At 71.5% G+C, this 12,871-nt stretch carries 13 protein-coding genes; 4 read left to right on the top strand and 9 right to left on the bottom strand.

What is annotated here, in order from left to right; all coding sequences use genetic code 11:
- The first annotated feature begins 8 nt into the window (after positions 1–8).
- Positions 9–548 carry a peptide deformylase gene (gene def, locus OHB41_RS07515; RefSeq protein ID WP_266697166.1) on the top strand — a complete coding sequence of 180 codons (540 nt, stop codon included), beginning with the start codon at positions 9–11 and terminating at the stop codon, positions 546–548.
- 147 nt (positions 549–695) lie between these two features.
- Here def and OHB41_RS07510 read toward each other — a convergent pair whose 3' ends face one another.
- A complete protein-coding gene (locus OHB41_RS07510; RefSeq protein WP_266697165.1) occupies positions 696–1,340 on the bottom strand; it encodes a TetR/AcrR family transcriptional regulator in 645 nt (214 codons plus the stop codon).
- Between the two features lie 169 nt (positions 1,341–1,509).
- On the opposite strand from OHB41_RS07510, the gene OHB41_RS07505 reads away from it, so the two are divergent.
- The gene (locus tag OHB41_RS07505; RefSeq protein WP_266697164.1) at positions 1,510–2,739 is read left to right on the top strand and encodes an acyl-CoA dehydrogenase family protein; all 1,230 of its coding nucleotides are present in this window, start codon (positions 1,510–1,512) and stop codon (positions 2,737–2,739) included.
- A 16-nt stretch (positions 2,740–2,755) separates the two neighbouring features.
- Here OHB41_RS07505 and OHB41_RS07500 read toward each other — a convergent pair whose 3' ends face one another.
- Genes OHB41_RS07500 through OHB41_RS07490 form a run of 3 tightly spaced genes read right to left on the bottom strand, consistent with a single transcriptional unit; the run spans position 2,756 to position 5,626 of the window.
- Entirely contained in the window at positions 2,756–3,277 is a 522-nt protein-coding gene (locus OHB41_RS07500) for a cupin domain-containing protein (protein ID WP_266697163.1), read from the bottom strand.
- Between the two features lie 7 nt (positions 3,278–3,284).
- Entirely contained in the window at positions 3,285–4,499 is a 1,215-nt protein-coding gene (locus tag OHB41_RS07495; RefSeq protein WP_266705724.1) for a cytochrome P450, read from the bottom strand.
- 5 nt (positions 4,500–4,504) lie between these two features.
- Positions 4,505–5,626 carry a type III polyketide synthase gene (locus OHB41_RS07490; protein ID WP_266705722.1) on the bottom strand — a complete coding sequence of 374 codons (1,122 nt, stop codon included), beginning with the start codon at positions 5,624–5,626 and terminating at the stop codon, positions 4,505–4,507.
- Positions 5,627–5,771: 145 nt separating this feature from the next.
- Between OHB41_RS07490 and OHB41_RS07485 the strand changes: the two genes are divergently transcribed.
- Positions 5,772–6,446, top strand: coding sequence for a thiaminase II/PqqC family protein (locus OHB41_RS07485; protein ID WP_266697162.1), 675 nt, complete (start codon positions 5,772–5,774; stop codon positions 6,444–6,446).
- Positions 6,447–7,486: 1,040 nt separating this feature from the next.
- Here OHB41_RS07485 and OHB41_RS07480 read toward each other — a convergent pair.
- The 5 genes from OHB41_RS07480 to OHB41_RS07460 form a co-directional block, all read right to left on the bottom strand.
- Positions 7,487–7,726, bottom strand: a complete 240-nt coding sequence (locus OHB41_RS07480) for a DUF6213 family protein (protein WP_266697161.1) — start codon at positions 7,724–7,726, stop codon at positions 7,487–7,489.
- Positions 7,727–7,751: 25 nt separating this feature from the next.
- A complete protein-coding gene (locus tag OHB41_RS07475) occupies positions 7,752–9,146 on the bottom strand; it encodes an NADP-dependent succinic semialdehyde dehydrogenase (RefSeq protein ID WP_266697160.1) in 1,395 nt (464 codons plus the stop codon).
- A gap of 74 nt (positions 9,147–9,220) precedes the next feature.
- Complete coding sequence (locus OHB41_RS07470) at positions 9,221–9,685, bottom strand: NUDIX hydrolase (protein WP_266697159.1); 465 nt, start codon at positions 9,683–9,685, stop codon at positions 9,221–9,223.
- Entirely contained in the window at positions 9,682–11,220 is a 1,539-nt protein-coding gene (locus OHB41_RS07465) for an ATP-dependent DNA ligase (RefSeq protein ID WP_266697158.1), read from the bottom strand. Before OHB41_RS07465 ends, OHB41_RS07470 begins: the two co-directional genes overlap by 4 nt.
- A 43-nt stretch (positions 11,221–11,263) precedes the next feature.
- Entirely contained in the window at positions 11,264–12,199 is a 936-nt protein-coding gene (locus tag OHB41_RS07460) for an NAD(P)/FAD-dependent oxidoreductase (RefSeq protein WP_266697157.1), read from the bottom strand.
- A 77-nt stretch (positions 12,200–12,276) separates the two neighbouring features.
- On the opposite strand from OHB41_RS07460, the gene OHB41_RS07455 reads away from it, so the two are divergent.
- Positions 12,277–12,849, top strand: coding sequence for a helix-turn-helix domain-containing protein (locus OHB41_RS07455; RefSeq protein WP_266697156.1), 573 nt, complete (start codon positions 12,277–12,279; stop codon positions 12,847–12,849).
- Positions 12,850–12,871: the final 22 nt, after the last annotated feature.

Here is a 12,871-nt window from a genome sequence, read left to right as displayed (position 1 = left end):
TTGCCGCCATGCGACACGGCTCCATCCCCGGCTCCCGAGGGCGCATCCGCCCGGTGACCCTGCTCGGCGACCCCGTTCTGCACACGGCGTGCGAGGAGGTCACCGACTTCGGTCCCGAACTCGCCCGGCTCGTCGAGGACATGTTCGCGACGATGTACGCGGCGCGGGGCGTCGGCCTCGCCGCCAACCAGGTCGGTGCGGCGCTGCGGGTGTTCGTGTACGACTGCCCGGACGACGACGAGGTCCGCCATCTGGGACATGTGGTGAACCCACGTCTCGTCGAGGCGGACGGCGTGGTCCTGCGTGGTCCGGAGGGCTGTCTCTCGCTGCCGGGCCTGGAGGCGGGTACCGAACGGTACGACCACGCCGTCGTCGAGGGATTCACCGCGGACGGGGAGCCCGTGCGTGTGCACGGCACGGGATGGTTCGCCCGGTGCCTGCAGCACGAGTACGACCACCTGGAGGGCGGCCTGTACGTGGACCGGCTGAGCGGGTGGCGCCGGCGCCGGGTGATGCGGCAGGCGGCGCGGGCGTCCTGGGGGCGCTGAGTTCCGCCGGCCGGCGCGGAAGTGTCGCGACCGGCCGGACGGTTCCCGCGCTCCCGAAGGTCCGCCGATCTGGACGCCCGGTAGGGGCGCGCTCGGCCGAGACCGGCCGGCAGCGGGCATCCGGCCTCGGAACCCGGACCGCCGCCCTCAGAACCCGGGGCCGCCGACGCGATCTCCCGCCGCGGCCAGCCGGCCCCACAGCAGATCGGCGAGGCTCCGCACCAATTCGGCGCGCGTGCACGGCCGTTCGCCCAGCCACCAGTCCCCGGCGGCATGCATCATGCCGACGATCCCGTGGCCCCACACCCGCGCCAGCTGCTGACTGCCCGGGCCGAGATCCACCCGTTCCTCGATGACCTCGGCCAGTTCCTCGCCCATGCGGCGCAGCAGCGGCGCGGAGTGCTTGCCGACGTCGAAGCCGGGGTCGCCCGGCTGTCCGCCCTCGGAGGGGTGCATCAGGAAGCGGTAGACCTGGGGGCGTGCCTCGATGGCCGCCAGATACGTGTCGAGGGTCGACTCCACCCGTTCCCGGCGCTCGGCGGGCGCGTCCAGCGCGGCCCGCAGCGCACCGAGGAGTGCGTCGGTGTGCCGCTTGGCGAGCGCCGCGTAGAGACCACCCTTGTCACCGAAGTGCCGGTACAGGATCGGCTTGGTGATGCCCGCCTCGGCGGCGATGGCGTTCATCGAGGCGCCGGGGCCGTCGCGGAGCACCACTCTGTCCGCGGCCTCCAGCAGCTCTCGCCGGCGGCGGTCGGCGGACCTCTGCTGATCGGTCCGCTGTGTGGTGTCCATGATCTCTCCCCACCCATGGTGATTCGGTGACGCCTGCGCAAACTAACACTCATCAGCCCATGCACATCGAACGGGCTGCCGAGCGGGCTTCGGGAGTTGACTTTCTCTACTGGTCGGTAACAGACTCCAGTTACCGCAAGTAACATTTTAGTGCACCGCTGGAGGGGACATGGCCGAGTTCACCATGGAGCTCAACGACGAACAGAAGGAGGTCCGCGACTGGCTCCACGGGTTCGCCGCCGATGTGATCCGCCCCGCGGCCGCCGAGTGGGACGAGCGCGAGGAGACTCCCTGGCCGGTCATCCAGGAAGCCGCGAAGGTCGGCATCTATTCCCTGGACTTCTACGCCCAGCAGTACTTCGACTCCACCGGCCTCGGTATACCGATGGCCATGGAGGAACTGTTCTGGGGTGACGCGGGCATAGCCCTCTCCATCGTGGGCACCGGCCTCGCCGCCGTGGGTGTCCTCGCCAACGGCACCGAGGAGCAGATCGGTACCTGGATCCCCCAGATGTACGGGGATGCCAACGATGTCAAGGTCGCGGCCTTCTGTTCCTCCGAGCCCGACGCCGGCTCCGACGTCGCCTCCATGCGCACCCGGGCCGTGTACGACGAGGCCAAGGACGAATGGGTCCTCAACGGCACCAAGACCTGGGCGACCAACGGCGGCATCGCCAACGTCCACGTCGTCGTCGCGGTCGTCGACGCGGACCTCGGTTCCAAGGGCCATGCCTCCTTCATCGTGCCGCCGAACACCCCCGGCCTCTCGCAGGGCCAGAAGTTCAAGAAGCACGGTATCCGTGCCTCGCACACCGCCGAGGTCGTCCTGGAGGACGTCCGTGTCCCCGGTTCCTGCCTGCTCGGCGGCAAGGAGAAGCTGGACGAGCGTCTCGCCCGCGCCCGTGAGCGGGCCAGGGCGGGTGGCGGTGAGCGCGTGAAGAACGCCGCGATGGCCACGTTCGAGGCGTCCCGTCCGGCCGTCGGCGCGATGGCGGTGGGCACCGCCCGTGCCGCGTACGAGGTCGCCCTCGACTATGCGACGACCCGTGAGCAGTTCGGGCGGCCGATCATCGACAACCAGGGTGTCGCGTTCCAGCTCGCCGATATGCGTACCTCCATCGATGCGGCGCGTCTGCTGGTGTGGCGCGCTTCGTGGATGGCGGTCAACGGCAGGCCGTTCACGGCGGCGGAGGGATCGATGTCCAAGCTCTTCGCCAGCGAGACGGCGAAGAAGGTCACCGGCCAGGCGATCCAGATCCTGGGGGGCAACGGCTACACCCGTGAGTACCCGGTGGAGCGGATGCACCGGGATGCCGCTATTTACACCATCTTCGAGGGCACGAGCGAGATCCAGCGGCTGGTGATCGCCCGGACGCTCTCCGGCATGCCGATCCGGTAGCGGCAGGGCACCGGCCTCACCGGTGCTTCAGAGGGGTGAGCTGCTCGATGTCGTACCGCGAGCGCAGTTCCTCGATCGCCGCGTGATCCGGTGGGCCGCCGTTGCCCAGGATCTCCAGCAGTTCCTCGAAGTAGCGCTCGTGGTCCGGCGGCGGTGACGCCTGGAAGAACATCTTCGCCGGCGTCTCGGTGGGGTTGGAGAAGGCGTGCGGGCAGCCCGGCGGGACGACGATGACCGTGCCGGGTGTCGCCCTGACCACCCGGGTGCCCGAACTCGACTCCCACTTCTGCCAGTTGTCGGGGGTGCGGATCCGGGGTTCGAAGGCGAGCACGTCCAGCTCGCCTTCGAGTACGTAGAACAGTTCCTCGCTGCGCGTGTGCACATGGGCGCCCACGTCGAATCCGGGCGGCACCACCACCTCGAAGGTGGACGCCATGCGGGAGTGCGAGCCGGTCACCTTGAACGTCACGTGCTGGGCGGGCGTGCGCACGACCCGGCCGTGACCGGGCGGTACGAGGAGCCCTTCGGGCACGGTCATCGTCCGCTCACCACCTGACGGGCAGGGCCTCGGGGCCGCGGATCAACGCTCCCTTTCTGAACGGGACCTGCTCCGGCGCCACGGCGAGCCGCAGGCCCGGCATCCGGTCGAGGAACGCGTCGACCAGGAGTTCCGACTCCAGCCTCGCCAGCATTCCGCCCGGGCAGTAGTGCGGGCCGAAGCCGAACGCCACGTGCGGGTTGGGACTGCGGGAGAAGTCGATGGTCTCCGGGTCGGAGAAGACCTCCGGATCGCGGTTCGCGGCCAGGTACGACACGTAGATCGCCTCGCCCGCCCGGATCCGTACGCCCTTGATGTCCACGTCCTCGGTAGCGATGCGGGAGAGGCCCACCGCGCTGCGGTGCGGGATGTAGCGCAGCAGTTCGTCGATGGCCCGGGGGCGGATGTCCGGCTCCGCCCGCAGCCGTTCGGCCAGGTCGGGGCGGGTCAGGAGGAGGAAGAACAACTGCCCGCAGTTGTTGGTGACCGCCTCGCCGCCGATCTGGAGGAGGACGGCGAGTCCGACGGCCTCCTCCAGGGTGATCTCGTCCCGGCCCACGGCCGCGCCGAGCAGCGAGGTGACGTCCTCGTCGGTACTGCCCCCGCGGTCGCCGATGAGTTTCGCGAAGTAGGACCCCATCTCGTTCTTGGCCTTCTCGCTGACGTCGGCGCCGTGCGAGGAGGACAGGATGAACTGGGTCCAGGTGTGCATGCTCTGCCGGTCCATGGGCGGCACACCCATCAGCTCGCAGATGACCGCGATGGGGAAGGGGCCGAGGACCCTCTCGGTGAGATCGGTGGGCGGACCCTCCTGGAGCAGTTCGTCGATCAGCTCGTCGAGCATCCGCCGGGACTTGTCGCGGACCCGCTCCACCCCGCGCGCCGTGAAGGCGGCGGCCACCGACCGGCGCAGCCGGGTGTGGTCGGGCGGGTCGAGGAAGCCCACCGCTCCCCGGGCCGGGATGAAGTGCGGGGCGAGCCGGGTGACCGGATGGTCCATGACGGCCTCACGGCTGAACCGGGGGTCGTTGGCAACCATGCGCACGTCGTCGTGGCGGGTCACCAGCCAGGCCCAGCCCTCGCCGTTGGGCAGCTTGACCCGGGTGACGGGGCCCTCACGCATCAGCTCGGCCAGCACGGGGTCGAACTCCACGCCGGTCAGGTCGACGGCGGGCCAGTCGCGGACCGCCGGCACCGCCTCGGTGATCGTCTCTTCGGTCATGCCGCTCATGCCGGCTCCCCGTCGTGGTTCTGCCAGCGGCCCAGAGACATCTCCGCCGTGATGCCGGGTCCGAAGCCCGCGAGCAGTCCGCGCGAGGCGTGCTCGGCGCCGCCCTCGTCGAACAGCCGGCGCGCGGCGTCCAGGACGACGGCACTGGCGATGTTGCCGTACTCGGTGAGCGTGGCCCGGCTGAACCGGAAGGCGTCCGGCGGGACTTCGAGGAACTTGCTGAGGTCGTCGAGGATGCGCGGGCCGCCCGCGTGGATGATGTAGAAGTCCAGGTCGGAGGCGTCCCAGCCGTGCTGCCGGGCGAGCGAGTGGAGGGCGGGAGCCAGCGGCTCCATCGTTCCCGGCACCCGCTTGTCCAGCAGGAAGTGGAAACCGGTGGCCCGGACGTCGTACATGATCCACTCTTCGGTCTTGGGGATCAGGTACGAGCCGTTGCGTTCGAGCTTGATCCCGGTGCCGCCGCGGCCCCGGACGACGGCCGCGGCGATGCCGTCGCCGAACAGTCCGTTGGACAGCAGGGAGCCGACGCCGAGGTCGGTCGGCTGGTAGCAGAGCGAGCAGAACTCGCAGGCCACGATGAGGGCGTTGCCCTCGGGATAAGCGGTGCAGAAGTCGTGCGCGCGGTTGATCGCGGCGCCGCCGGCGGCACAGCCCAGCTGCGCTATGGGCATCTGCCGGGTGTCGCTGTTGAAGTCCATCGTGTTGATCAGCCAGGCCGTGAGCGAGGGCATCATGAACCCGGTGCACGACACGTAGATGATCATGTCGATGTCGGTGGTGAGGAGTTCGGCGTCGTCCAGCGCACGCTGCACGACCGCGGGGACGCGGGCCTTCGCCTCACTCTCGTAGATCTTGTTGCGGTCCTCGAAGCCGGGGTGCTTGAGCGTCTCTTCGATGGGCTGCACGATGTGCCGGGTCTTGACACCGGTGTTCTCGATCAGCCGAAGTGCCAGCGGCAGTTGGGGGTGGTCCGGGTGGCGGGAGCTCGCCAGTTCCAGCGTCTCCTCCATCGTGATCACGTGTTCCGGGACGGAGACCGAGGGTTTGCACAAAGTCGCCATTGAGCGCGCCTTCTTTCGCCTTCCGGGGAACTCGCGTCCCCCGGCGGAAGGATGGATCACCCACGATGCGAAGGGGTGGTCCCTCCACGATCACCCGGAAGCGTGGGGATATCGCGTCGAACTACTCCATTGCGGGGAATTTCTGGACGAAGTGGGATCCTTATGGAAGGTCCCCCGGACAGGCGAATCGAAGGAGTACGTCATGGCGCGCACGGCCAGGGAACTGCTGGAGAGCACCGCAGGGAAACTCGCCCCGGACCCCCATGCCAACCGGCTGCTGCCGCTGATCGCCCGGGGCGCGGCACAGCGCTCCACCCTCGCCGCCCTCGCCCTGGAACAGGGCCATGTGATCCCCGCGGACCGCCGGGCGTTCCTGCATCTGGCCGAACGGCCGGACACCGGACCCGAGGCGGCGGCCTTCTTCACCGAGCTCGCGGAGGGTGAGGCGCTCGCCCTGGACCGGCTGGCCGCCTATGCGGACGCCTGCGGGGCGGACGAGGCGCTCGGGGCGGCGTACGAGCCGCTCGCGGGCTGTCAGAGCTATCCCGCGTACGTCGCCTGGCTCGCCATGAACGGTTCGCCCGCCGACGCGGTCCTCGCCCTGACCGCCAACTTCGCCGCCTGGGGTGGCTATTGCGCGACGATCGCCGAGGCCCTGCGCCGCCACTACGGTTTCGACGACGAGGCCTGCGGTTTCTTCGACCACTTCGCCGGGCCCGCGCCGGAGCTGCGGCGGCGGGCGCTGGCCGCCGTGCAGGAGGGGCTGGGGGCCGACCGGGTCGACGAGGACCGGGCACACCGCCACGGCCGAATGCTCCAGACCTACGAGACGGCCTTCTGGCACGCCCTGTGGGAGCAGGACCAACGCGTCCCGTGACACGCCCTCCGGGCCCGACACGGTCACCGCCCGCGCCGCCGGGATCACGCTCACCCCGGGCGCCGGGCACCCCGGTGAACTCGCGACCACGCAGTCCGGGACCCGGGTCGCGCCCGGCTCCCGGGGGCGCGGAACGGACCCGCCGAGCGGGCCCCGACTTTCAGTGACGGGGGCAGCCCAACGCTTTCGGGACGCGGGCGGGACGCGGTCGGGGCGGAGCCGGGCTGGGCCGGGCTGGGCTGGGCCGGGCTGGGCTGGGCCGGGCCGGGCCGGTGTGGGCCGGTGTGGGCCGTGCCGGGCCGGTGTGGGCGGTGTTGGGGCGGGGCCGTGCCGGTACGTCGAGCCCGTCGCCGCTGGATCAGGCGTGGGCCGGGCGGGAGCCGCTGCTCGATCCGGGCGTAAGCGACGGGCTGCGACGTACCGGCACGGCCCCTCGCGTGCGTCGCCGGGTGCGGGAATCGTTCTCGTTCCGGGCGTAAGCGACGGGCTGCGACGTACCGGCACGGCCCCTCGCGTGCGTCGCCGGGTGCGGGAATCGTTCTCGTTCCGGGTGTGAGTGGCGGGCTGCGACGTACCGGCACGGCCCTCGCGTGTGTCGCCGGGTGTGGGAGTCGTTCTCGTTCTCCGGTACGGCCCGTCGCGTGCGTCGCCGGGTGCGGGAATCGTTCTCGTTCCGGGTGTGAGTGGTGGGGTGCGGCGTTCCGGCGCGGCCCCTCGCGTGCGTCGCCGGGTGCGGGAATCGTTGCTCGCCGGGCCCTGGCTTTCAGGGGTGTGGGGTCGGGCTCCGGCTTTTGGGGACGCGGGGTCGGGCTCCGGCCTTTGGGGGTGCGGGGAGTCGCGGCTTCCGGGGGGCGGAGCCGGCCCCGGCTTTCAGTGACGGGGGCAGCCCAACTCTTTCGGGACGCGGCGCCGGGCCCCGGCTCTTCGGGACGCGGGGTCAGGCAGGGCATTCAGGGGCGCGGGGAACTGCGCACCCAGCCACGACGCACCCGCACCCGAAGAAGACACCCCCGTCACCCACCACCCCACCCCTCCCGCCCCTAGCCGGAGGCGTTCCCGCTGCTGTGGGCGATGCACGCCACATCGATCCGGTCGGCGAGCTTGGCGAGTTCGATGGTCAGCGCCGCCACCGTGTCCTCGTCGAGCCCGCCCTCACCGGCCTCCACCAGATGCAGCCACCGGCCGCCCAGCGTGCGCAGCAGTTTGCTGACGTCGGCGGCCGCCACCTGCAACGTGCCGCGGTCGTCGACGATCAGAGGCAGGGTAACTTCGCGGTTCACACAGGCGATCGTAGCCGCGGAACGCTTACGCTCCGTGCCATACGGTGGTGATGTTGCAGAACTCGCGGATCCCGTGCTCCGCCAGCTCTCGACCGTAGCCGGACCGCTTGACCCCGCCGAACGGGAACGCCGCGTGCGAGGCCGTCATCCCGTTGACGTACACGGCACCCGCCTCCAGATCCCGTACGAATCGGTCGATCTCGGTCTCGTCGCGCGTCCATACGTTCGAACTCAGGCCGAACGGCGTGTCGTTGGCGAGAGCCACCGCCTCGTCCAGGTCGGCGGCGCGGTACAGCGTGGCGACGGGACCGAAGGTCTCCTCCTGGTGGACGCGCATCGCGGGAGTGATGTCGGCGAGGACGGTCGGCGCGTAGTACCAGCCGTGCTGGTCGAACCCCTCGGGGCGTTCCCCGCCGCACAGGACGCTCGCACCGTTCTCCACCGCGTCGTCGACGAGTTCCTCCAGGTCGCGACGGCCCTGCTCGCTGGAGAGCGGACCGACGTCCGTGTCCTCGTCCAGCGGGTCGCCGACCTTCAGGGCCGCCATGCCCGCAGTGAAGCGCTCGGCGAAGGCGTCGAACACGTCCGTGTGGACGATGAACCGCTTGGCGGCGATGCACGACTGCCCGTTGTTCTGCACCCGGGCGGTCACGGCGGTCCGCGCGGCCCGGTCGACGTCGGCGGACGGCATCACGACGTACGGGTCGCTGCCGCCGAGTTCGAGGACCGTCTTCTTGATCTCGTCACCGGCCACCGACGCCACGGCGCGCCCGGCCGGTTCACTCCCGGTGAGCGTCGCCGCCCTGACCCGCGGGTCGCGCAGGATGTCCTCGACGGCGCCCGAGCCGATCAGCAGCGTCTGGAAGCAGCCCTCGGGGAAGCCCGCCCGGCGGAACAGGTCCTCCAGGTAGAGGGCGGTCTGCGGCACGTTGGAGGCGTGCTTGAGCAGGCCGACGTTGCCCGCCATCAGCGCGGGCGCGGCGAACCGGATCACCTGCCAGAGCGGGAAGTTCCACGGCATGACGGCCAGTACCGGGCCCAGCGGGCGGTAGCGCACCAGGACGCGGGAGGCGCCGGAGTCCTTGACGTCCGCGTCGGCGGGCAGCTCGTCGGCGAGCAGCTCGGCCGCGTGGTCGGCGTACCAGCGCATCGACTTCGCGCACTTGGCGGCCTCCGCGCGGGCCTGCTTGACCGGCTTGCCCATCTCCGTGGTCATCACCCGGCCGATGGCGTCCTGGTCCGCGTCGAGGAGGTCGGCGGCCCGGTGCATCAGCCGGGCCCGTTCGGCGAAGGACGTGGTGCGATAGGTGCGGAACGTGGTCTCGGCCTTCTCGAGCCGGCGCTCGATCTCCTCGGCACCGAGCGCGTCGTACGTCATGAGCGTCTCGCCGTTCGCCGGGTTCACCGTCGCGATGGGCATGGCCGACCTCCTGAAGCGGGCTGTTCCTCGACCCTCCCGCGCGCCGGGACGCGGCGCAACGCGAAGGGGGCTGCTCAGTCCTGGTGCTCCGCCAGCCGGTCCACAAACGCCGCCTGTGCCGGAACCACGACCGCCCGCGCCCGGTCCAGGCCGAACCACTCCACCCGGTCCAGCTCGGGGAACTCCTGACGGCGCCCCGATCTGGGCGGCCACTCCATCTCGAAGGTGCCCGGGACCACGGTGGCCGGGTCGAGGTCCGCCTCGATCGCCCAGGCCGTGACGACCTTGCCGCCCGCCTGCAGGACCTCGCCGAGCGGGACCGCCTCCCCGTCGGGCGGGGGCAGCCCCAGCTCCTCCCGGAACTCGCGGCGCGCGGCGTCCCAGGCGGTCTCTTCGGGCTCGTACTCGCCCTTGGGCACGGTCCACGCCCCGGCGTCGCGCCGCGCGAAGAACGGGCCGCCCATATGGCCGAGCAGTACCTCCAGGCCGCCCTCGGTGCGTCGGTACAACAGCAGTCCCGCGCTGCGTCTCCCCGTCACGGGGTCACCTCCGGATGTGCGGCGAGCAGTCTCCCGACGGTGTCCGCCTCGGCGGGGGTCTTGTCCTCGCGATAGCGCACCACGCGGGCGAAGCGGAGGGTGACGCCGGCCGGGTAGCGGGTCGATCTCTGCAGACCGTCGTACGCGATCTCGACGACGAGTTCTGGGCGTACGGTCACGACATGGCCGTCGTCCTCCACGGCCAGTTCCTGGAGCCGCCCGGTCTGCCAGGCCAGCATCGCGTCCGTCATGCCCTTGAAGGTCTTGCCGAGCATCACGAACGACCCGTCCTCGGCGCGCGCGCCGAGGTGCAGGTTGGAGAGCTTTCCGGTGCGCCGCCCATGGCCCCACTCGGCGGCCAGGACCACCAGGTCGAGGGTGTGCACGGGCTTGACCTTCAGCCAGGAGGCGCCGCGGCGGCCCGCGCTGTAGGGAGCGTCCAGGGCCTTGACGACGACTCCCTCGTGGCCGCGGCGAAGGGTGTCGGCGAGGAACTCCTCCGCCGCGGCGAGGTCCGCGGGGCCCTCGACGAGCGCGCGCCGCACCCGCATCGGCTCGGGCACCAGCCGCGCAAGCTCCGCGTGCCGCTCGGCGAAGGGCAGGTCCAGCAGATCCTGTCCGTCCGCGGAGAGGGCGTCGAAGAAGACGGGCGAGACGGGCACGCTCCGCGCGGCCGTGGCCACGTCCACACGTGAGCCCACGCGCCCGGCGGTCTCCTGGAAGGAACGCGGTCGCCCGTCCTCGTCCAGCGCGATGACCTCGCCGTCCAGGATGAACCGGGGGTCCTCCAACTCGAGCGCGGCGGCGGTGAGTTCTGGCAGCCGGTCGGTGATGTCGTCGAGTGTGCGGGTGTAGATCCGTACGTCGTCGCCGTCGCGGTGGAGCTGGACGCGGATGCCGTCGAGCTTCTCCTCGACGGCACACGTTCCCAGCTTGTCGACGGCCTCGGACACGGACGGGGCGCTGTGCGCGAGCATCGGCAGCACCGGACGGCCGACGGTGAGCCGGAACCCGTCCAGCGCCCCGGGGCCGTCGGCGAGCAGCGCCCGCGCCACCGTCTGCAGCGACCCGGCGAGCATCACCGCCCGGCGTACGTCGGCGGCGGGCGCGCCGGTCGCCCCGGCGAGCCCCTCCACCGCGACCGCGTCCAGCGCGCCCTGCCGCACCTCGCCGGTGAGCAGTCCGAACAGGAAGCGCTGCTCGCTCTCGGTGGCCGCGGCCCGCAACGCGTCCATCAGACGTCCGCGCGCGGCCTGCGAGCCGGTGCCCGTGACCGCGCCGATCTCCGTCAGCCGGGCGTCCACGTCCCGCACGGTGAGCGTGGCCTCGGCGGCGGGCGGCACCGGACGGCTCAGCAGCTTCCAGCCGATACCGAGCCGCCCCTGCGGGAGGCGCCCCGCCAGATAGGGGATCACGATCGGCACGTCGTCCGCGTCGGCGTCCCGGAACAGCTCGGCGAGCAACGCGATCTTCCGGGACCGCGCCGAGGTGGCGGCGACCTCCTGGGACACATGGGCGAGCCGGCTCAGCAGCATGCAGCCATGGTGCAACGCGGACAGGCGGTCCACACCCCGGCGTTCAGTGCCTTTCCGGCGCGTCGAGGTCGGCGAGGAGCAACTCGCCGTTGAGGGTGGCGGCCGCCCGGTAACCGGCGCCGGCGGCGTTCACCACCTGCTCGGCGAAGCCGACCGCGTTGCCCGCCGCCCAGACACCGGGCACGGTCGTCAGCCCGGTCTCGTCGACCACGGGATACGTGCCGAACGGGGTCTCGCGCAGTTCGGCTCCCAGGCGCTCGAAGAGGTTGTTGCGGGGGACGGCGCGCGGAGCCACGAACAGCACCGAGCGGCCGTGGACCGAGCCGTCCACGAGCCGGACCCCGGTCAGCCGGTCCTCCTCGACGACGAGCGCGGCGACCTCGCCCGGCACCACGGCGACCCCGGCGGCGGCGAGGCGGCGCCGGTCGTCGTGCGTCAGCTCCTCCTCGGCGACCTCGTGCAGGAAGAGGGTGACGTCCTTCGACCACTGGGAGACCATCAGCGCCTGGTGGACGCCCATCGGCGCACTGGCCAGCACCCCGAAGGCCCGGTCGCGGACCTCCCAGCCGTGGCAGTACGGGCAGTGCAGCACGTCCCGCCCGAAGCGCTCGGCGACACCCCGCACCGTCGGCAGCTCGTCGGCCAGCCCGGTGGCGAGGACCAGCCGCCGCGCGTGCGCCGTCCGCCCGGACGCGAGCGTCACCCGGAACTCACCGGAGCCGTGCCGGATGACGTCGACGGCCCGGTCCCGGACCAGTTCGACCCCGTAGCGCGCGATCTCCTCGCGCCCCAGGGCGAGGAACTCGGCGGGCGGCACACCGTCCCGGGTCAGATAGCCCTGCAGGTGCGCGGCGGGCGCGTTGCGCGGCTCGCCCGCGTCGACGACGAGCGTCCGGCGCCGTGCCCGTCCCAGCACCAGAGCCGCGGACAGCCCGGCCGCGCCGCCTCCGACCACGACGGCCTCATACATGTCGGTCATGGTGACCACCTCCGAGGAGACCGTCGCCCGACTGCCCACGGATTGACAAACAGCTTTGCCGAAACTGCAATAGCCGTATGACCACGGACGAAGTTCTCGCCGACGTCGGACCCCGGCTGCGCCGTATCAGGAAGGAGCGCGGTGCCACGCTGGCCGGGCTGTCGGAGGCGACCGGGATCTCCGTCAGCACCCTCTCCCGCCTGGAGTCCGGGCTGCGCAAGCCCAGTCTGGAGCTGCTGCTGCCGATCGCCGGAGCCCACCAGGTGCCGCTCGACGAACTGGTCGGCGCGCCACCGGTCGGCGACCCGCGCGTCCGGGCCGAACCGATCGTCCGCAACGGCCGCACGCACTGGCCCCTGACGCGGCAGCCCGGCGGACTGCAGGCCTACAAGGTGCTCGAACCGCAGCGCAGGCTCGACCCGGACCCGCGTACCCACGAGGGCTACGAGTGGCTGTACGTGCTCTCGGGGCGGCTGCGGCTCGTGCTGGCCGAGCACGACGTGGTGCTCGGGGCCGGAGAGGCCGCCGAGTTCGACACGCGGGTTCCGCACTGGTTCGGGTCGACGGGGGAGGGGCCGGTGGAGTTCCTGAGCCTGTTCGGGCCGCAGGGGGAGCGGATGCACGTACGGGCCCGGCCGACCCGCGGGTGACACGGGCCGTTGTCGCGCGTGA

The organism is Streptomyces sp. NBC_01571, assembly GCF_026339875.1.
Taxonomy (GTDB): domain Bacteria; phylum Actinomycetota; class Actinomycetes; order Streptomycetales; family Streptomycetaceae; genus Streptomyces.
This window is presented reverse-complemented; position numbering and strand designations above follow the sequence as displayed.

Bases quoted from the DNA above. Each gene is read 5' to 3' on its own strand.
- OHB41_RS07465 (WP_266697158.1), bottom strand. From the start codon at position 11,220: ATGCTGCTGAGCCGGCTCGCCCATGTGTCCCAGGAGGTCGCCGCCACC.
- OHB41_RS07455 (WP_266697156.1), top strand. From the start codon at position 12,277: ATGACCACGGACGAAGTTCTCGCCGACGTCGGACCCCGGCTGCGCCGT.
- def (WP_266697166.1), top strand. From the start codon at position 9: ATGCGACACGGCTCCATCCCCGGCTCCCGAGGGCGCATCCGCCCGGTG.
- OHB41_RS07485 (WP_266697162.1), top strand. From the start codon at position 5,772: ATGGCGCGCACGGCCAGGGAACTGCTGGAGAGCACCGCAGGGAAACTC.
- OHB41_RS07505 (WP_266697164.1), top strand. From the start codon at position 1,510: ATGGCCGAGTTCACCATGGAGCTCAACGACGAACAGAAGGAGGTCCGC.
- OHB41_RS07500 (WP_266697163.1), bottom strand. From the start codon at position 3,277: ATGACCGTGCCCGAAGGGCTCCTCGTACCGCCCGGTCACGGCCGGGTC.
- OHB41_RS07495 (WP_266705724.1), bottom strand. From the start codon at position 4,499: ATGACCGAAGAGACGATCACCGAGGCGGTGCCGGCGGTCCGCGACTGG.
- OHB41_RS07475 (WP_266697160.1), bottom strand. From the start codon at position 9,146: ATGCCCATCGCGACGGTGAACCCGGCGAACGGCGAGACGCTCATGACG.
- OHB41_RS07460 (WP_266697157.1), bottom strand. From the start codon at position 12,199: ATGACCGACATGTATGAGGCCGTCGTGGTCGGAGGCGGCGCGGCCGGG.
- OHB41_RS07510 (WP_266697165.1), bottom strand. From the start codon at position 1,340: ATGGACACCACACAGCGGACCGATCAGCAGAGGTCCGCCGACCGCCGC.